Annotated in this window: 16 protein-coding genes; 3 read left to right on the top strand and 13 right to left on the bottom strand. The window is 66.9% G+C overall.

What is annotated here, in order from left to right; genetic code table 11:
- Nucleotides 1–75 precede the first annotated feature (75 nt).
- Nucleotides 76–2082 (top strand): AsmA family protein, encoded by a 2007-nt coding sequence (locus L1081_RS25100; protein ID WP_489414559.1) that lies wholly within the window; start codon nt 76–78, stop codon nt 2080–2082.
- Nucleotides 2083–2116: 34 nt separating this feature from the next.
- Here the strand turns inward: L1081_RS25100 and L1081_RS25095 are convergent, their stop codons facing one another.
- Genes L1081_RS25095 through L1081_RS25080 form a run of 4 tightly spaced genes read right to left on the bottom strand, consistent with a single transcriptional unit; the run spans nt 2117 to nt 3248 of the window.
- A complete protein-coding gene (locus L1081_RS25095; protein WP_489414558.1) occupies nt 2117–2374 on the bottom strand; it encodes a hypothetical protein in 258 nt (85 codons plus the stop codon).
- A 29-nt stretch (nt 2375–2403) separates the two neighbouring features.
- Complete coding sequence (locus tag L1081_RS25090; RefSeq protein WP_489414557.1) at nt 2404–2649, bottom strand: hypothetical protein; 246 nt, start codon at nt 2647–2649, stop codon at nt 2404–2406.
- Nucleotides 2642–3103 carry a hypothetical protein gene (locus L1081_RS25085; protein WP_489414556.1) on the bottom strand — a complete coding sequence of 154 codons (462 nt, stop codon included), beginning with the start codon at nt 3101–3103 and terminating at the stop codon, nt 2642–2644. Before L1081_RS25085 ends, L1081_RS25090 begins: the two co-directional genes overlap by 8 nt.
- Nucleotides 3104–3107: 4 nt before the next feature.
- Nucleotides 3108–3248: a hypothetical protein gene (locus tag L1081_RS25080; RefSeq protein ID WP_319427529.1), complete on the bottom strand. Its 141-nt coding sequence runs from the start codon at nt 3246–3248 to the stop codon at nt 3108–3110.
- A gap of 317 nt (nt 3249–3565) precedes the next feature.
- Between L1081_RS25080 and L1081_RS25075 the strand changes: the two genes are divergently transcribed.
- Entirely contained in the window at nt 3566–3847 is a 282-nt protein-coding gene (locus tag L1081_RS25075) for an HU family DNA-binding protein (protein ID WP_489414555.1), read from the top strand.
- A gap of 14 nt (nt 3848–3861) precedes the next feature.
- On the opposite strand, the gene L1081_RS25070 is transcribed toward L1081_RS25075, so the two are convergent.
- The 4 genes from L1081_RS25070 to L1081_RS25055 all read right to left on the bottom strand — a co-directional run bounded on the left by L1081_RS25070 (nt 3862) and on the right by L1081_RS25055 (nt 11272).
- Nucleotides 3862–7269: an efflux transporter outer membrane subunit gene (locus tag L1081_RS25070; RefSeq protein WP_489414554.1), complete on the bottom strand. Its 3408-nt coding sequence runs from the start codon at nt 7267–7269 to the stop codon at nt 3862–3864.
- Complete coding sequence (locus tag L1081_RS25065; RefSeq protein WP_489414553.1) at nt 7257–8591, bottom strand: hypothetical protein; 1335 nt, start codon at nt 8589–8591, stop codon at nt 7257–7259. Before L1081_RS25065 ends, L1081_RS25070 begins: the two co-directional genes overlap by 13 nt.
- A gap of 42 nt (nt 8592–8633) precedes the next feature.
- A complete protein-coding gene (locus tag L1081_RS25060) occupies nt 8634–9875 on the bottom strand; it encodes an HlyD family secretion protein (RefSeq protein ID WP_489414552.1) in 1242 nt (413 codons plus the stop codon).
- Nucleotides 9876–10363: 488 nt separating this feature from the next.
- Nucleotides 10364–11272, bottom strand: coding sequence for a LysR substrate-binding domain-containing protein (locus tag L1081_RS25055; protein ID WP_489414551.1), 909 nt, complete (start codon nt 11270–11272; stop codon nt 10364–10366).
- A gap of 111 nt (nt 11273–11383) precedes the next feature.
- Between L1081_RS25055 and L1081_RS25050 the strand changes: the two genes are divergently transcribed.
- Complete coding sequence (locus tag L1081_RS25050; protein ID WP_489414550.1) at nt 11384–12784, top strand: MFS transporter; 1401 nt, start codon at nt 11384–11386, stop codon at nt 12782–12784.
- Here L1081_RS25050 and L1081_RS25045 read toward each other — a convergent pair.
- From L1081_RS25045 to L1081_RS25025, 5 genes are all read right to left on the bottom strand, one after another.
- Nucleotides 12690–13631, bottom strand: coding sequence for a methyltransferase domain-containing protein (locus L1081_RS25045; protein WP_489414549.1), 942 nt, complete (start codon nt 13629–13631; stop codon nt 12690–12692). The two genes, L1081_RS25050 and L1081_RS25045, sit on opposite strands and share 95 nt — an antisense overlap.
- Before the next feature lie 137 nt (nt 13632–13768).
- Nucleotides 13769–14527 (bottom strand): enoyl-CoA hydratase, encoded by a 759-nt coding sequence (locus L1081_RS25040; RefSeq protein ID WP_489414548.1) that lies wholly within the window; start codon nt 14525–14527, stop codon nt 13769–13771.
- A complete protein-coding gene (locus tag L1081_RS25035; RefSeq protein WP_489414547.1) occupies nt 14524–15705 on the bottom strand; it encodes a CoA transferase in 1182 nt (393 codons plus the stop codon). The genes L1081_RS25040 and L1081_RS25035 overlap by 4 nt, the downstream gene beginning before the upstream one ends.
- Nucleotides 15706–15709: 4 nt before the next feature.
- Nucleotides 15710–16684: a tripartite tricarboxylate transporter substrate-binding protein gene (locus tag L1081_RS25030; protein WP_489416837.1), complete on the bottom strand. Its 975-nt coding sequence runs from the start codon at nt 16682–16684 to the stop codon at nt 15710–15712.
- Between the two features lie 134 nt (nt 16685–16818).
- Nucleotides 16819–17712 carry a LysR substrate-binding domain-containing protein gene (locus tag L1081_RS25025; RefSeq protein WP_489414546.1) on the bottom strand — a complete coding sequence of 298 codons (894 nt, stop codon included), beginning with the start codon at nt 17710–17712 and terminating at the stop codon, nt 16819–16821.
- Nucleotides 17713–17884: the final 172 nt, after the last annotated feature.

Genomic DNA, 17884 nt, shown 5'->3' with positions numbered 1-17884 from the left:
GCTCGCGCAGGGCTGCGGAAGGTACAGTGCCCTGCAATGGCTGCATTGCGCAAGGGCCGTCTCAAGGGAGTGAAAATGAAATCATCGATGTTTCCCCGCGCCGTGGGCTGGGGCTTGCTTCTCCTGTCGGCCCTGGTGGCGCTGTGCATCGCGGTCGCCTTGAGCTTCGACTGGAACCGCGCCAGGCCGTGGATCAACCAGCGCGTGAGCGAAGCGACAGGCCGCCCGTTCGCGATCCGCGGCGACCTGGTCCTGCAGTGGAATCGCCCCGAAGCCGAAACGGGTTGGCGCCGCTGGGTGCCCTGGCCCAGGCTGAGCGCACAGGACATCACCCTGGGCAATGCCGACTGGGGCAAGACCGGCCCGCACCTGGCCGAGATCAGGCAGCTGACTTTCTCGCTGAACCCGCTGCCCCTGCTGAACCGCACGATCCGCATTCCCACGCTCGAACTCGCCGGTCCGGTTCTTTCTCTCGAACGCACCGCGGACGGCAAGAACAACTGGACGCTGGCAGCTGGCAACGCGGAGCCCTCGAGCTGGAAGCTCGACCTGCAGCGGCTGGTGCTGAGCCATGGCACGGTGAAGCTCGCCGATGCGACGGAAAAGCTCAACCTCAAGGTCGACATCGACAGCCTGCCCAAGGAAAGCGCCGAAGGCTATGGCGTCGGATGGAAGCTCAGCGGCACCTTCCGCCAGACGCCCGTGCAGGGAAGCGGCAAGGCCGGCGCCGTGCTCTCGCTACAGCAGGACACGAAGCCCTACCCGCTGCAGGCCGGCGTGCAGATCGGCGCCACGCGCATCGACATCGCCGGCACGCTGACCAAGCCCGATGCGCTGGCGGCGCTGGACCTGCGGCTCAAGCTTTCGGGCGCGAGCATGGCGCACCTGTACCCGATCACCGGCATCACGCTGCCCAACACGCCTCCGTTCAGCACCGAAGGCCATCTGGTCGGCAAGCTCGACAAGGCCGGCGGACGCTGGCTGTACGAGAACTTCAAGGGCCGCGTGGGCGCCAGCGACATTGCGGGCACGCTGGAATACATCTCGCAGCAGCCGCGGCCGCTGCTGCGCGGCCAGGTGCAATCCAACCAGCTGCGGCTGGAAGACCTGGCGCCGCTGATCGGCGCCGATTCGAACGCGAGCAAGGCCAAGCGGGGAGCCGCGGCCGTCCAGCCGGCGGGCAAGGTGCTGCCGGTGGAGAAGTTCGACACCGCAAGCTGGGGCAGCATCGATGCGGACGTCAAGTTTGCCGGTCGCAAGATCTTCCATGCAAAGGACCTGCCCATCGACAGCCTGGTGGCGGATCTTCACCTGAAGGACAGCGTGCTCTCGCTCACGCCATTGAGCTTTGGCGTGGCGGGCGGCACCCTGGCGGCCACGGTCAAGCTCGATGGCAGCCAGAACCCGATCCGCGCCAACCTGCAGCTCTCGGCGCGCCGGCTCCGGATCAAGGAACTCTTTCCGACGCTGGACACCATGCAGGCCAGCCTGGGCGAAGTCGGCGGCGACGCTGCGCTGTCCGCCTCCGGCAACTCCGTCGCGGCCTTGCTGGGCACTTCGAACGGCGAGGTGAAGGCGCTGGTGAGCAAGGGCACGATGAGCAAGTTCCTGCTCGAGGCCATGGGGTTGAACATCGGCAGCGTGGTGGCGACCCAGCTGTTTGGCGACAGGCAGGTCCAGCTGAACTGCCTGGCGAGCGACTTCAAGGTGACGCAGGGCGTCATGCAGACGCGCTCCTTCGTGCTGGACACGGACGAATCGGTCATCAACGTGAGCGGGCTCATCGATCTTTCCAGGGAACAGCTCGCGCTGGAAATCCAGCCGCGGAACAAGGCGCTGCGCGTTCTTTCGCTGCGCTCGCCGCTGTACGTCAAGGGCACCTTCAAGAACCCCGACGTCGGCGTCGACAAGGGCGCCGTGGCGCTCAAGCTGGGTTCGGCGATTGCGCTGGGCGCGGTGGCGCCCGCTGCCGCGCTGCTGCCGCTCTTGAACATGGGCTCGCAGGAGTTCGCGGAGTGCGCGCCGCTGGAGGCTGCCGCGCGCCAGAAGCCGAAGGCTGGCAGGCAGCCCAGGGCACGCTAGCGGCGCCGCGGGCCTGCTGCCCGCAAGGGGCTTTCTATTTTGCGAGGTTGGCCTGGACCGCTCGCTGCGCCAGGCAGGCCTGCGTTGCGCGATGCGTTGCGAGTCCGAAGCACTGCGCCTCGGCCCGGCGGGCAAGCGCCTCGAGCGATCGGCGTTCCTGCGCCGCCGAAACCTGGAATTCGACCAGCCACTTCATGACGATTGCCATCACGATCAGGAAGCCGACCAGGGCGGCAATCAGTGTTGCGCGCCAGTCCTGGATGCGGAAGATCGACGGTTGGGGCTTGTTCATCGTTGTCGTTGCGAATCGGCAGAAGAACACTAGCGCGGAAGCTCCGGAAAGAGCCACAGGCTCAAGCCGAGAATGAGGCCCGCTCCGAGCGACACGATGGCTGCGGTCACGAACAGGGCCGCGGCAACGATGTTCGGCACACGCATGGCCATGGCCAGGAAGGAAATGGTCGCCAGAACGTACAGGAGCACAGGCAGCAAGGCCAGCCAGGCCGGCCGCGCGGGCGGTGGAGCCGGCTCGTCCGGACTCAGGTCTCCGAGGAACGGGCTAAGCATGGAATTCCTTTCCATGAAAGACCGCACGCAATTCGGCATCGCTCGCGGGGGAAAGAATCACCTGCGAACGCCATCCGCTGACAGCCGACCGCGAAAGCGCCTCCCGCGCGTGGGGCAGTTCGGTCGGATGCGCCATGAAGAACACGTGAACGCGCTGGCCGAGCGCACTCCACACGTCGGCAATGAGCGCCACGACCTGCGCTGCATCCGCGTGCAGTCCAAGAAGAATGGCATCGAAGCGCCGTCCTTCGCGGGCGGCGTTGATCAGGCCATGAAGATGCTCGAAGGAGGCGTGGTCGATGCCGATGGCTTTCAGCGAACTGCCGGTGCACATGCGTTGCAGGGCGTCGGAGTCCACGAGCGCGATCCGGTTCTGGCGGAGCGTGTGTGCAGATGTCATTGAGGTGGCGGCTTCGTGTTCCCGGCCGGAATCGGGCTTGCGGTCCGGGAACACCGGGTCAGCAGTTGCCCTTCTTGGCTTGTCCAGGAGGGCAGAAGCCGCCCTTGCCGGGCCCTGGCCCCGGGTCCACCACGACGCAGGCGCTCAGGAGCAAGGTCATTGCAAACGAGAAGATCACGGTGGCGGCGGTTTTTTTCATGCGGACTCCTTGGTTGAAATTGTCAGGCGCTGCTTCGGATGGGCGCCTTGGCCGTCAGCGAGGCCACAAGATATGTGAACTACTAACATTTAGACAGGAAATGCTTCACGATCGACTTTGGTTTACGTGAGAAACAGTAACCAACCCCCCGTTCTGCCTAGTACTTCACGAATGCGGGAAGCGGACATCCGTCACAGGTCCGCAGATTTAGAAGCACATCTGCAGGCCCGGGCGGGAATCTGGCCGCCGCATTCGGTCAAACTCGGGTACGACCATCCGTGGTTTTCACAAATGTTCTATCGAAAGGAATTCCTGTTTTGAACAAGACCGAACTCATCGCCGCCATCGCAGAAGACACCAACCTCAGCAAGGCCGACGCCGGCCGCGCCTTCGACTCGGCGCTCGAACAACTCTCGCGCGCCCTGGTGCGTGGGGAGACGGTGCAACTGATCGGCTTCGGCACCTTCAGCGTGGCCGACCGTGCCGAGCGCACCGGCCGCAATCCGTCGACCGGCGAGCAGATCACGATCAAGGCGAGCAAGAGCGCGAAATTCGCGGCAGGCAAGGCGCTGAAGGACGCCATCAACCAGGGGACCTGACCCCGGGGCGCTCATCAAGCCTGAGCGCCCTGCCACCCTCCGCCCACCGCCTTGTAGAGGTTGACCATGTTCACGGCCTCCTTGAGCTGCAGCTCGATCAGCTGCTGCTGCTCGGCATAGAGCTCGCGCTGGGCGTCCTGGCTCGCGAAGTAGTCTTCCAGGCCGCTGCGAAAGCGCGTGCGCGCAATGTTCGCCACCTTCTCCAGCGCCTGCACGCGGGCCTGCTGCGCCTCCAGTTGCGGGCGCAGGTGGTCATCGGCGATCAGGGCATTGGCGGTCTCGCGGAATGCCATTTGCGCCGCATGCTCGTAGGAGGCCATGGCCGCTGCCAGCCGCTCCTCGTTGGCCGTGATGTTGGCCGAACGGCGGCCCCAGTCGAACAGCGGCAGCGACACCCCCAGCACCCCGGCCCAGCTGCTGTTGCCGCTGCTCAGCAGCGTCGACAGCTCCCGGCTCACGCCGCCCGCGAGCGCGGTGAGCGAGATGGTCGGCAGCATCGCGGCCTTGGCCGCGCCCACGCCCGAATTGGCGGCCTCGACACGCGAATAGGCCGCCAGCAGGTCGGGCCGGCGCTGCAGCAGGCTGGACGGCAGGCCCGCCGCCACCTGTGCCGTGGAGCGCTGCGGCCAGGGCCGGGCGCTGCCCGTTTCGGGCGACACCGGCTGGCCGACGAGCACGTTCAGCCACTGCAGATCCTGCGCGACGCGCATGCGGAATTCTTCCTGCTTCACGCGGGCGTTCTGCAGCAGCGACTGCGCGCGGTAGACGTCCAGCTGCGCCGCGCCGCCCACCGCCTTGGCGCGCCCGATCATGTCGGCATTGGCGGCCAGGCCTGACTCGTTGGCATTGGCCAGCGCGAGCAGGGCGCGGTCGGCGCGCAGCGTGAGGTAGGCATTCGACACCTCTCCCACCAGGTTCATGTGCGCAGCCGCAAAGTCCTTGTTGCCCGCCTCGGCCAGCGAGCCGGTCTGCTGGGTCGCGCTCTGCTGGCGGCCGAAGAAGTCGAGCTCGTACGACGTGACACCGGCCTGGATGTCGAAGCTGCTGGACACCCGGCCATCGGTCGGCACGTTGCCCAGCGGGCTGAGCGAGCCCTGCGGGGTGGTCTGCGCCCGCTGGGCATGGCCCGACAGGCCGATCTGCGGAAACAGCGAGGCGCGGCTGCCGGCATACACGGCCCGGGCTTCGCGGGCACGCGCGGCATAGGCGCGCAGGTCGCGGTTCTGCGCGAGGGCGGTGGTGATGAGCCCGCGCAGTTCGTCGTCCTGCACGAAGCTGCGCCAGTCGACGGGTTCCGCGTTCGGCGCCGTGGTGCCGGCCGGCCATTGCGAAGGCACCGTGAGGTCGGGCTGCTTGAGCGGCGGCGTGAGATTGCATCCGCTCACCACCAGCACCACGCAGGTCGCCAGCACCAGCAGCAGCAGCCGCAGGGCCAGGCGCACGAAACCCGCGCCGGGAGAGCCGAAGCCCGCGCTCGCCAGCAAGGCCGAGGCGGCCTTCCATGGCCGCACCTGGACCGCGACGTGGCTCGGCGGCACGTTGAACACGTGGCTCACCAATTGCTCGCGCTGGGCCTCGGTGCCGGCGAAGCGCAGCTCGGCGCCCGCGGAGCTCCTGGCGGCCAGGCGGGCCGGGAGCCATCCCACCGGTTCGACGTAGACCTCCAGCGGCTGTCCCACGCGCAGGCGTTTCAGCGGGGCCTTGGCTTCCAGCAGCGCGCCGTCGGCCGCGATGTTGACGAAGCGCGATTCGCCCTCGCCCGCCGCGGTGCGCACCCGGGTGCGCGCGCGCCAGGGAAAGCGCTCTTCCTGCTCCGGCCGCGGCAGGTCGACGCAGGCCATGAGCGCAGCCAGGCAGAGCAGCAGTGCGATGCCGGTCCACACCAGGTTGAGCTCGTCGCCCGGCGTGAGCGCCTCGCCGCTCAAGGCGACCGACGCGCCGCCGAGCTGCAGCGCCAGCAGAAGCCCGCCGAACATCGCGACCAGCTTCCAGTGCACGACGGTCTTGGTGCGGTCCAGCCCCTTGTTCGTGACCTTGAAGGGCCGCCCGAAGGGCCGCAGCATGGCGCTGGCCAGCGTGCTGGTGACGGCCATGGCCGCCACCAGCTGGCTCACCTCGCTGAACACGGGCAGGCAGCGCCGCCCGCTGATCCAGTAGCTGTAGGCCCAGAACATCATGAGCGGCGGCAGCCCGTAGGCCGCGAAGGCCTGCGGCGTGGCATGGAACACCGAGACCCCGGCATACCAGTAGAGCGCGGGCGCCAGCATGACCATCGCCATGAACGGCTTGCCGAGCCAGTGCAGCAGCCCGTGCAGGAAGTGCATCCGCGCCGGGAAGCTGAAGCCCCGGCCGCGCAGCGGGCCGTCGGGCAGCAGCGCGAGCTGCACCGTTCCCAGGCACCAGCGGCTGCGCTGGTTGATGTAGTCGATGATGCTCTCGGCCGACAGGCCGTTCGACAGCCGCTCGCCGAGCCAGCGCGTGATGTGGCCGTGCCGCAGCAGCAGGTAGGTGGTGTGGATGTCTTCGCACACGCTGCCCACCGGAAAGCCGCCCGCGGCGGTGATCAGGTCGCGCCGCACGATGAAGGAGGTGCCCACGCAGAAGGCCGAATCGGCGGCATCCTTGGCGGGCTGCAGCACATCGAAGAACACGCGCTGCTCGTCCACCCAGCTGTCGGTGGCGCGCAGGTTGTGCTGGATGGGGTCGGCGTTGTAATAGAACTGCGGCGTCTGCACCAGCCCGACCTTGCGGTCCGCGAACAGGCCCAGCATGCGGTAGACGATCTGGCGCTGCGGCGCGAAGTCGGCATCGAGCACCAGGATGTAGGGCGCATTGGTCACGCCCGCCGACAGCCGCAGGCCGTTGTTGAGGTTGCCGGCCTTGGCATGGCTGTTGTCGGGCCGGCGCGCGTAATGCACGCCCTTGCGTTCGCAATACTCGCGCAGCCAGTCGCGCCGGGTGTCGTCAAGTATCCACACGTTCAGGTTCGGGTAGTCGATGGCCTGCGCGGCGATGATGGTCTTCTCCAGCACGGCCAGCTCTTCGTTGTACGTGCAGATGAAGACGTCCACCGCCGGTACCTGCGCGCCGCGGCCGCGCAGCAGCGCTTCGCCGCGGTCGGCCAGCTGGTGGTTGTCGCGCCGCCGGACCAGCATGTGGATGGACATCAGCGTGTAGACGATGGCCGTCAGCTCGAAGCACAGGAACACCCAGGCGAACAGGGTCTCGAAGCCGAGGTCCGAAGGCGGCATGGTCGCAACCACGCGCCAGACGGCATAGCGCATCAGCAGCAGCGCGGTCAGCGCGCCGAACAGCACGCGGTGGGAGGTGCGGTCGATCCGCCCCCACGTCATCAGGAGGAGGGCCAGGCCCGCAACGAGTGCGTTGAGCTGGAACTCCGGTGTGGCGATCAGGTGGGACATGGTGGCGTAGCTCCTGTTGCGGCGGTCTTGCCGGTGAAGGGGTTGAACCCCGTGGCGGCCAGCGCGATCCAGGCAGTCGCGCCCAAGTGTGGCCAGCGGTAGTAGAAGAAGTCGGCCCCGGTCGAGTCGGGGCCGATGGCCAGCCCGGTCGATATGCGGGCACTGGGAGTGGCGTAGTACAGGCCGTTGCCGGCACGCTGCGACGCCAGCAGCTGCCACAGGGCCTCGGGCGCCGCGCCCTTGCGCGCCACCAGCGTGGCGGCCGCCTGGGCGGTGCCCTCGGTCCAGATGCCATCGGGGCTGCGCGAAAAGCCGTAGCCTTCGCCGAAGCGATGGTGCTTCTCCACCCAGTCGAGCCCCCGCATCCAGGGGCAGGAACCTTCGGGCGCCGCCAGCAGCGGCCACAGCTGGGCATCCAGGCCGGAGCCGTCGGTGGCGATGGTGGCGCCGTCTTCCTTGGTGCCGATGTTGAAGCGCTGCTCCGATGCGTTCCACATGCGGTTGACGAAGTCGAGCGCGGTGCGCGCCTGCTGGCGCTCGGCTTCGGCCTGCCCGCCGGCGCGCCTGGCCGCCCAGGCGGCCGCCATTGCGATGTCGATGTTGTGCTCGGTGGATTTCCAGGTCTGGGCGCGCTGCGCGTTGTCCCAGCCGTACCAGCCGCCGCTGTAGCCGTCGGGCGCGTTGCGCGCGCGGGTGCGCTGCTCGATCCAGCCGAGCAGCCGGCGTGCGCCCGCCAGGTAGGCGGGCGAGGGCTCGGCCTCGTTCAGGTTCAGCAGCAGCAAGGCGGCCCAGGCCACGTTGCCGGTGGCCGTGCTCACCTGGTAGGCATCGGCGATCCACTGGTTCTTGGCCGTATCCCAGCGCCCCGGCAGCGCGGCCTTTTCCTCGGTCATCGGGCCGGCGCGGTAGGCGTTGCGCACGCGCCCGTCGGCTGTGTTCGGGTCGCGCTCCATCGCGCGCACCACCGCATCGCCGATGCGCCGGGCCGAGGCCGCGTCGTTGCAGGCCAAGAGCGCGATGCCGGCCAGCGCGTTGTCATAGGTGAAGGCGGCGCCCGCCAATGCGGGTTCGAGCGGCGTGCCCTGCTTCGGATCTGCGACGCGGTAGCTGGCGAGGAACAGCGGTCCGGAAGCCGCGCCCTTCTGGTCCTCCGCAACCGCCCGCCGCAGCCCCTCGCAGCTTTGCCGCGCGAGCGCTTGCTGGGTGGCGCTGCCGGCTTGCGGGCCGGCCGGCTGGGCCACCGCTGCGCACATCGGCAAGGCCAGTGCCATCGATGCGGCAATGCAGGACGCCAGGGGCCGGGAAAACGCGAAGACCAACATGGTTCTGTTCCGATGCGGATGGGGGTGCATTTGCGCCTGCGCTCAGGACCTGAGGCTGGCCGACACCACCTTGCCGGGCGCGCACATGTTGCTGCCGCCGTCCGGCGGAGCTTCCTGCGGCTCCTTGCCTTCGATGCGGGCCACGGCATAGATGGAGCCCTGCTCGGCATAGGGGAACGGCACGCTGTAGGTGCTCTGCAGCGCGTCCGAGGCCACGGGCAGCAACTGCTCCACGCGCGCCGGCACGGGCCTCGCGGATTCGGCGAGCTTCACGTCGAGCACCGAGCCGATGCCCAGCCGCTTGGCCACCCGCGCCGGAAACACCGCCACCACGCCGAGCCGGCTGCAATCGGTCACCCGCACCAGCGAGGCACCCGCCGTGACGTACGCGCCTTCGGGTGCGAGCACGGAATGAACCTGCCCCGCCTGGGACGCCTTGATTTCGTAGAAGGACAGCTTCTCCACGCGGCGGCGTTCCTCTTCCTCGAGGTCCCTGACCTGCTTGAGCTGCTTGAAGATGGCGGTGGCGTCCTGCTGGGCGCGGCCGACGCTGTTGCGCAGCGCCTCGCGGCGGCTGGCGAGCGTCTGGAACAGGTTGCTGCCCCCGGTGCCCACGAAGGCCCCCTGACCGGCACTCGCCACGGTCTGGGCCTGCCCCGCAAAGGACTGCTCCGCCACCGCGGCATTGGCGCGCGCCGTGTTCAGCTGCGCCATGGACGAGTTCATGACCTGCTCGCTGATCGCTCCCTGCTCCAGCAGGGCCTGATTGGTGCGGACCTTGTTTTCCTGCTCTTCCACCACGCTGTGCGCCACGTCGCGCTGCCGCCGTGCGATCTGCCAGGCTTCCCAGGCCTGCGCCAGCGAGGCCTCGCGGTGCACGCCGGCCTCCTGTCCGACCGACCTCATTTCCTGGTTGTCGGACTTGTACTGGTTGCCCAGCTGGGCCAGCTGGCTTTGCAGCGCGAGGTGCTGCGACCGCAGGGTGGTGAGGATTTCCTGGCTCACGGTCGGGTTGCGCACCGTGGCCACGATGGTGCCGGGCTCCACCTTGTCGCGCGCATGCACCGCCATCTGCGACACCACCCCGGTGATCGGCGAAGTGATCAGCGTCACGGGCGCCTGCAAGACGGCGCGGGTGGCCTGCGAGGACAACAGCGGCTGGACCAGCGTGGCGACCATCAGCCACAGCACGAAAGCCAGCAGCGCATAGGCCGCCAGCTTGGGGACGAAGGCGCCCGACTGCCGTCGGCGCCGAGAACCAGCGCCGGGGACACGGCCGCCCATGGCACCAGCGATGCGCCGCTGGCACTGAGAAAAGAGAACCGAAGCCGGTTTTGACACACGCATAGCCACCTCTCGTGAGAACCAGATCGCGCCGCAAGGAGCGGCGCGACATTAGATTGAAGGACCCGCCCGCAGCACACGGACGCCGAGCCACGAACTCGCGTCCGCATGTTGCGATGCAATATCAAGGTACGTCCAAACCCCCGGTCAGGACTGCTTCGGTGCGAAACAAGATGTGCTGAATTCACATTTCGACAACACCAGAAGTCGGGAAAAAGTCCTACATTGGTGTCGGATTACGCGCAATTGACCACAAAAGGCCGCATTGGGCATGCGGAGGGGTCCAAGAGCCGGGTTTCCCCTGGGAAGGCCAGGGCGCAGGGTGCCGCAACCCGGCGTGGCGGGCACCCCGTCATTTGAACGCGAAGCCGCGGGAATGTGGCTGCGGGGAAGATTCAGTAACGATACCGATCGTGTCTGGTCCGGGTTCAGCCCGCTTCGCCGAGCACCCAGGCGCGGAAAGCAAGCACCCGGGGGTCCTGGCCGCTGCTTTCCGGGTAGACCAGGTGATAGGCGTATTCCCCCGCCACGCTCACGCCGATGTCGAACGGCCTCACCAGCCGGCCCTGGGCCAGGTCGTTGGCGATCATGGCCAGGTCGGCAAGGCCCACGGCACCGCCTTCGATGACCGCCTGCACCACATGGCTCGAATCGGGAAAGGCAAGGCAGCGGCTGTCGTCGAAGTCGCGGATGCCGGCCTCCTCCATCCACATGCGCCAGTTCGGCCAGACCATGCCGTCGGTTTTCCAGTCGAGGTAGCACAGCGTGTGGTGGAACAGGTCCCGGGGGTCCTGCAGCCGGGGGCCGGTTTCGAGCAGCCGGGGGCTGCAGACCGGCACCACGACCATGTCGAAGAGGCGATCCGACAGCGCGTGCTCGTATTTCCCGTTGCCGAACCGGATCGCGATGTCGACGTCATCGGCGTCGAAGTCCCGTATCTGGTCGGTGATGTCGAACATCAGCTCCAGGCCCGGATGGGCGGCCCTGAACCGCGGCAGCCTGGGCATGAGCCAGTTCGCGGCGAACCGAGCGCTCAGCGAGATGCGCAGGTGCGCCGAGCCCCGCGTCATTCGGCGGGCGCGGCCGGCGGCGCGCTGCAGGCTGTCCAGCGCATCGGCTGCGGCCTCGAACAGCACCGCGCCGGCCGGCGTCAGCTGGATGCTGCGGCTGCTGCGCGTGAACAGCACGACGCCCAGCTGATCTTCCATTTCCTTGATCTGGTAGCTGACCGCCGCCGGCGTCAGCCCCACCTCGTCGGCCGCGCGCGTGAAGTTCAGGTGCCGCCCGGCGGCCTCGAAGGTCCGCAGGGCCCGCGTTCCCGGCAGCATGCGCTTCATCATCGATCTTCAAGCCCTGTTTGATGATCCATCGAGAACTACTCGTTTCCCGAAAACCGTTCACCCCGAAATGATCGAGCGCATCGACGACAACAACTTCGGAGTGAATGAATGTCAGCTTGCCCCACCCCGCACTGGCCCGCCCGGCTGTGGATTGCGCTTCTCATCTTCAGCGGCGTGATTCTGCTCGACGGCCTGGACATCTCGATGATTGCCGTCGCAATTCCCGAGATCCAGCGCGAGTTCGGAATCAGCGCGGCCACCGCGCAGTGGTTCGTCGGCGCCTACATCCTGGCCTTCGGCGGCTTCCTGCTGCTGGGCGGGCGCTGCGCCGACCTGTTCGGCCGCAGGCGCGTGCTGGTGGCCGGACTGGCCGTGTTCGCGCTGGTGTCGGTGTTCGGCGCCTTCGCCGACGACGCGTTCCTGCTGATCGTCTCGCGCTTCGTCAAGGGCATGGCCGCGGGCTTCACCGGGCCGGCAGCCATGTCGCTGCTGGCCACGACCTTTGCCGAAGGCCCGCAACGCAACCGGGCGTTCGGCATCTTCAACCTCTTCGAAGCCTCGGGCTACTCCTCGGGATTGCTGATCGGCGGCCTGCTCGCGGCGCTGGACTGGCGCTACATCTTCATCCTGCCGATCCCGATCGCCGTGCTGCTGCTGTTGGCCGCGCTGCGCTTCCTGCCGCCCGATCCGCCGCGCACCAGGCGCATGCGGCTCGACATCGGCGGCGCCGCGGTCCTGGTCGCGGGGATGCTGCTGCTGGTCTTCACGCTGGTTTCAGCGGAAGAGGCCGGCTGGGCGTCGCTGCGGACGATCGGCGGATTTGGGCTGTCGGCGCTGCTGCTGGCCGGCTTCCTCGCCATCGAGCGCAGCGCGAGGCAGCCGCTCGTCCGGCTGGGCATCTTCCGCAACCGGCGCCTGGTGGCCGCCAATGCGAGCGCGGCTTTCCTGTATGGAGGCGCCATGGGCTTTCAGTTCCTGATCGCGCTGTATCTGCAGAACCTGCAAGGCTGGAAGCCGTGGCAGATGGCCCTGGTGCTGCTGCCGGCGGGGCTCATAGTCGTGCTCATCGGGCCCAGGATCGGCGCGCTGATCGAAAGGTTCGGCGTGACCCGGGTGCTGCTGGCCGGGCTCGCGGCCTTCATCCCCTGCTATCTGCTGATGCTGCGCATCGGCCCCGAGCCGGACTTGTGGACCGTGCTGCTTCCCGCTTCGGTGCTGTGGGGCGTCGGCTTTGCGCTCAGCATCTCGGCGCTGATGGTCGCGGGCACCAGCGGCGTGGCCGACCATGAGCAAGGGCTGGCCGCGGGGCTTCTCAACAGTTCGCTGCAGGTGGGCGGGGCCTGCGGCCTCGCGGTGGTGACCGCGGCCATTGCGCCGGGAACGCAGTTGGCCATGCTCTATCCGGGCGTGGGAGTCATCCTGGCATTTGCTGTTCTGACACTGCTGGTGCAGCTGATACGGGATCGCCGCGACGCCTTGCCACGCACATCAGCGACAGCGCGCTCGTAGGCGACGAAGGCCGCCGGCCGGACAGCATGTTGCCCAGCCGGTATTTCCATTGCGCCGGTCCCACCACGCCGCGCAGCGCATCGGCACCGATCTGGTGGTTGTGCGGGTAGACGCGCACCTCAAAACCCAGCGGTTCCAGCGTGGAGTGGAAGAATTCCTTCGTGACCCCGTCGCCCGGCTGGTGATGGACCTCGGTCCGCAGCCCCCACGACTGCTGGCTGCCGGTCTTGTGAAAGCCATGCCCGATCGCCCGGTAGACCCACAGCCGCGCATCCCACATCAGCTTGGCGAGGCCCTTGTAGTCCCAGGCGGTGAGCTGCGGATCGTGGTCGGTGACCAAAAGGCCATGCGGCTTCACCAGCCGCGCCCCTTCGCGCAGCACCGCAGCCATGTCGTCGCAGTGGTGCAGCGACGCATTGATGGCGACGATGTCCGCCACCTGCGAGCGAAAAGGCGTGTAGGCCGCATCGGCCAGCACCGCCGTATAGCCCAGCTTGGCCGCCAGTTCCAGCGAGCCAGGCGCCACGTCCACGCCGATCAGGAGCCGCGGCTTTCCACCGAGGGTGGCAAAGATATTGCCCGGCCCGCAGCCCAGGTCGATGACCACCTTGTCCGTCCAGTCGCCGGCAGCCGCGAGCCACCGGCTCTTGAAATGCGCATCGCGGTGGCAGAAATCCAGGTATTCCTGGGCCCACTGCATGTTTCCAAAATAGGTGGCATTGGCGGTTATGGCGTCGGTTTTGCGTTCGAGGCCCGATTCGAAGTAACTCCCCGAGCGCTTCAAGCTCGCGTGAGGCAATAAGATGTCTCCGATCATTTTGAATCCTTCAAAAATCTGGGCCGGCATTGAGACAAGTTATTCTTAAGAATTACATGACTTTCGGTTCCACAGTTAATATTTTTAATACGCTTACAAGCTGCGTTATTTAAAAACTGACCTATTGGCTACCTCATTTGGGTGATATCAGGCATTGATATTCGCCGTCATCGGCCAATGAATGCAGCCACCCCGTCGCGGAATGCCTGGCTGCCATACACCTCCTCGATCAGGTCATCGTCATCCAGCCGCTGCTCGACGACGATGCGGCGGATGCTCTCCTTCACGGCCTTGTGCGTGACCGGCGACAGCGCCATGAGTCGCTCTGCCAGCGCATGGGCCGCCGCATCCAGTTCGCCCGCCGCACAGGCGGCATGCACATAGCCGCAGGCCAGCGCTTCCTGCGCCGTCAGGTGGTCGGCCAGCAGCAGCATCCGCTTGACGCGCGGCACGCCCAGCGCGGCCTGCAGCCGCGCAATGTTGCGCGACGACAAGGTGTTGGACAGCGTCCTGGCAATCGGCGCGCCGAAGCGCGACGCGTCGCTGCAGACCCGGAAATCGCAGGCCGTGGCCAGCGCCAGGCCGCCGCCGACGGCCCAGCCGTCGACCACCGCCACAGTGGGTACCGCGATGCGCTCGACCGCATCGATGACGCGCTCCACGAAAGCCTCGTAGGCAATGCCGTCGCGGCCTTCGCGGAAGTCCTTGAAATGGGCGATGTCCGTGCCCGAGATGAAGGACTTGCCGCCCGCCCCCTTGAACAGCACGCTGCGCACCGCGCCATTGCGCGCGCATGCGCCGATGTGCTCCAGCAGCGCCTCGTACATCTGCCGCGTCATCGCGTTGTGGCGTTCGGGGCGATGGATCACGATCTCGGCCACGCCCGACGCATGAACGCCGAGCCGCACGCATTCAGCTGAACTCACGAGGCCTCCGCCGCGCCGGCCGGCATGTTGATCTCGGCCAGGATTTCCTCGTTGTGCTCGCCCAGCAATGGCGGGTGTCGGCGCACCTGCTGCGGGGTACCCAGCAGCTTGACGGGAAAGCCGATGTTCTTGACCTTGCCCTCGATCGGGTGATCGATCTCCATGCACATGCGGCGGTGCGTGCCGTGCTCGCCCTCGAAGGCCTCCGGATACGACAAGATGGGCCCGGCGGGGATGCCGGCGGCCAGCATGGCGTCGATCCAGTCGGTGCTGTCCCGCTGGCCGAACTCCCGTTCGAGCGCCTCGATCAGCGCCTCGCGGTTCTTCAGGCGAAGCGAGACGCTGGCGTAGTCCGCGTGCAGGGCCAGGTCCGGCCGCTGCAGCAGTTCGCACAGCCGGGTCCAGAGCTTCTGGTTGGTCGCGCCCATCACGAAATAGCCGTCGCGCGCCTTGACCGCCTGGTAGGGCGCGCTCATCTTGTTGCTGGTGCCCAGCGGTGCCGGCGGCACGCCCGTGCCCCAATACGCGGACATGTCCCAGACCGAGAAGGCCATGGCCGCATCGAACAGCGAAGCGTCGATGTGCTGGCCCACGCCCGACTTCTGCGCCCCGATATAGGCCGCGAGCAGCGCGTAGGTGGCAAACAGCGCGCAGCCGATGTCGGCCACCGGCACGCCGGCCTTGACCGGCTTCTCGCCGGGATAGCCGGTCACGCTCATCACGCCGGACATGGCCTGCGCCATCAGGTCGAAGCCCGGCCGCTCGGCCCACGGGCCGCTCTGGCCGAAGCCGGAGATGCTCACGTACACGATCTTCGGGTGGATCTTCTTGATCGACTCGTAGTCGATGCCAAGGCGCTGCACCGCGCCGGGGCGGTAGTTCTCGACGATCACGTCGGCGGTCCGGGCCAGCTTGTAGAAGGAGGCGCGGTCCTCCGCGTTCTTGAGATCCAGCGTCAGCGAGCGCTTGTTGCGGTTCATGTTCAGGAAGCCCATGCTGTCCGGCCCCTTCATCTTGAAGCCCATGGCGCCGCGGGTCTGGTCGCCGCCCGGCGGCTCGACCTTGATCACGTCGGCGCCCAGGTCGGCCAGCAGCATGCAGGCGAACGGCCCGGCCATGACCTGGCTCACGTCCAGCACCCGGATGCCCTGCAGCGGCAGTTGTCTTGCGTGGTTCATTTTTTCAGCCCTCCTCGGTGACCTTGGCGGTGCGCACCACGTCGCCCCATTTTTTGAACTCGGCAGCCATGAACGCCGCGAACTTGTCGACTGAACCGCCGCCGTCCTCCACGCCATAGCCATCGAAGCGCGCAACCACATCCGGCAGTGCCAGAACCTTGTTGATGTCGGCGTTGATCTGCAGGGCCAGGTCCCTGGACATGTCCCTGGGGCCGACCACGCCATACCAGCTGGAGACGTCGAAGCCCTTGAAGCCCTGCTCGTCCATGGTCGGCAGCTCCGGAAAGCCCTTGGCCCGCTGCAGGCGCGTCTGGACGATGCCCGTCATCCGCCCGGCCTTGACCTGTGCGGTGGCCGCCGTCATGGTGTCGAAGCTGTAGTCGATCTGGCCGCCGATCAGGTCCGTCTGCATCGGCCCCGAGCCCTTGTAGGGCACGTGGATGCTCTTGACGTCGGCGGCCATGTTGAACATCGCGGCCGCCAGGTGCTGCACCGATCCCGTGCCGGAGGAGCCGAAGCTGATCTTTCCCGGGCTCTTCCTGCACTGCTCGACCACCTCCTTGACCGAGCCGGCGGAATTCTTCGCGCTGGTCACCAGGATGTGCGGCGTGGCGCCAACCATGGCAATGGGCGCGAAGTCCTTCAGCGGGTCATAGCTGATGCTCTTGAAGATGTGCGGCGAGATGGCATGCGTGTTGACGTGCGCCATCAGCAGGTTCACGCCCTCGGTGAAGCGGGTGCGCGCAAAGAAGTCCGCGGCCAGCGCGCCGGTGGCGCCGGGCTTGTTCTCGACCACCACCGAGCGGCCCCACAGCTCCGAGAGCTTCTGCCCCACGATGCGGGCGAACACGTCGGTGCCGCCGCCGGGCGCCCAGCCCACGTAGATCTTGACGATGCCCTTGGGCAACTCGGCGGCTCCCAGGGCCCAGGGTGCGGCCAGCGCACCGGCGCTGGCCGCAATGAAGTCTCGGCGTTTCATCATGTCGTGCGTCCTCTGTCTCTGTCGTAGTAGTGCCGCTACTCTCCCGTAGCGCAGAGGACGTCGCAAGAACGTGGAATGCATGCCTGGCTTCGTGATCCGCGAAGCCGCGGCCACGGGAACGCTGCTTTCTTCTAGGTACTGGTGGCGATCAACTGGGCCACCACGTTGCGCAAGGTCTGCTCCTGCGCATGGCCTTCAACACACGACAGCACATAGGCACGCTGGTGCCAGTCGCCCTGGATCTCGGCCGAGCCCAGGTCGTCCTCCGGATGGAAGCTGCGCAGCACTTCGGGCGGCATCAGGCCCACGCCCAGGCCATGGCGCACCAGCGCCAGCATCGTGTCGAAGCCGCTGGTCGAGAAGTTGTTCGGGAACGACCGGCCGCGGCTGCGGTAGGCCCCTTGCAAGGCCGACAGGATCGCCGAGCCCTTGCCCAGGCTCACGACCGGCAGGTCCAGGAAGTCGTCGATGCCCACCGGCCCCTCCGCCGCAAACCGGAAATGCCGGCGGCTGTACACGAGGACCAGCCTGTCCTGCCGGTAGTCGAACTTCGGCAGGTCCAGGAATCCGCTCTTCTTCTCGTAGATGCCGACGTCGATCACCTTGTCGCGCAGCAGCTGCTGCACGATCTTGCTGTTCTCTTCCAGGATCTTCAGTGTGATCTGCGGGTAGGCGTCACGCAGCCGGGCGATGTCCTTCGCAAGGAACTGAATGATGGCCGCCTTCGGCGCGCCGATGAGGATGCGCCCGTCCTGCCCGCGCCCCAGCACCTGGGCATCGCCCTCGAGCCGGCCGATGAGGTTGTCGATCTGCCGGATGTGCGCCATCAACCGGCTGCCGGCCTCGGTGATCAGGACGCCGTGCGGCACCCGCTTGAAAAGCCTGGCGCCCAGCTGCGCCTCCAGGTCCGTCACGCGCTTGGACGCAGCAGCCACAGCCAGGCTCAGCCTGTCGGCGGCCCGGGAGATGCTGCCTTCCTCGGCGATGCACAGGACGAGTTGGACGGTGGTGGAGTCGAGCTTCATGAGGTGAGGGCCAAGGCGCGGCAGATCCGAGGCGACCGGCGATCTTCCAGGCTCTCATCATCCCGTACTCCTTGCTAGTAAATTGTTGCCAAGTCTGTAATATTTAAATAATCAGCCATTTTGCAAGCAAAAAGAGCTTCTCAATTAACAAAGTTATTTGCAAACACAAGTC

The organism is Variovorax sp. MSC1_012, assembly GCF_023667525.1.
Lineage (GTDB): Bacteria > Pseudomonadota > Gammaproteobacteria > Burkholderiales > Burkholderiaceae_C > Variovorax > Variovorax beijingensis_B.
This window is presented reverse-complemented; position numbering and strand designations above follow the sequence as displayed.

What these genes read in the sequence shown, in the direction of transcription:
- L1081_RS25095 (WP_489414558.1), bottom strand. Translation starts at nt 2,374, where the DNA reads ATGAACAAGCCCCAACCGTCGATCTTCCGCATCCAGGACTGGCGCGCA.
- L1081_RS25070 (WP_489414554.1), bottom strand. Translation starts at nt 7,269, where the DNA reads ATGTCCCACCTGATCGCCACACCGGAGTTCCAGCTCAACGCACTCGTT.
- L1081_RS25055 (WP_489414551.1), bottom strand. Translation starts at nt 11,272, where the DNA reads ATGAAGCGCATGCTGCCGGGAACGCGGGCCCTGCGGACCTTCGAGGCC.
- L1081_RS25060 (WP_489414552.1), bottom strand. Translation starts at nt 9,875, where the DNA reads ATGGGCGGCCGTGTCCCCGGCGCTGGTTCTCGGCGCCGACGGCAGTCG.
- L1081_RS25100 (WP_489414559.1), top strand. Translation starts at nt 76, where the DNA reads ATGAAATCATCGATGTTTCCCCGCGCCGTGGGCTGGGGCTTGCTTCTC.
- L1081_RS25050 (WP_489414550.1), top strand. Translation starts at nt 11,384, where the DNA reads ATGTCAGCTTGCCCCACCCCGCACTGGCCCGCCCGGCTGTGGATTGCG.
- L1081_RS25065 (WP_489414553.1), bottom strand. Translation starts at nt 8,591, where the DNA reads ATGTTGGTCTTCGCGTTTTCCCGGCCCCTGGCGTCCTGCATTGCCGCA.
- L1081_RS25045 (WP_489414549.1), bottom strand. Translation starts at nt 13,631, where the DNA reads ATGCCGGCCCAGATTTTTGAAGGATTCAAAATGATCGGAGACATCTTA.
- L1081_RS25090 (WP_489414557.1), bottom strand. Translation starts at nt 2,649, where the DNA reads ATGCTTAGCCCGTTCCTCGGAGACCTGAGTCCGGACGAGCCGGCTCCA.
- L1081_RS25035 (WP_489414547.1), bottom strand. Translation starts at nt 15,705, where the DNA reads ATGAACCACGCAAGACAACTGCCGCTGCAGGGCATCCGGGTGCTGGAC.
- L1081_RS25025 (WP_489414546.1), bottom strand. Translation starts at nt 17,712, where the DNA reads ATGAAGCTCGACTCCACCACCGTCCAACTCGTCCTGTGCATCGCCGAG.
- L1081_RS25080 (WP_319427529.1), bottom strand. Translation starts at nt 3,248, where the DNA reads ATGAAAAAAACCGCCGCCACCGTGATCTTCTCGTTTGCAATGACCTTG.
- L1081_RS25030 (WP_489416837.1), bottom strand. Translation starts at nt 16,684, where the DNA reads ATGAAACGCCGAGACTTCATTGCGGCCAGCGCCGGTGCGCTGGCCGCA.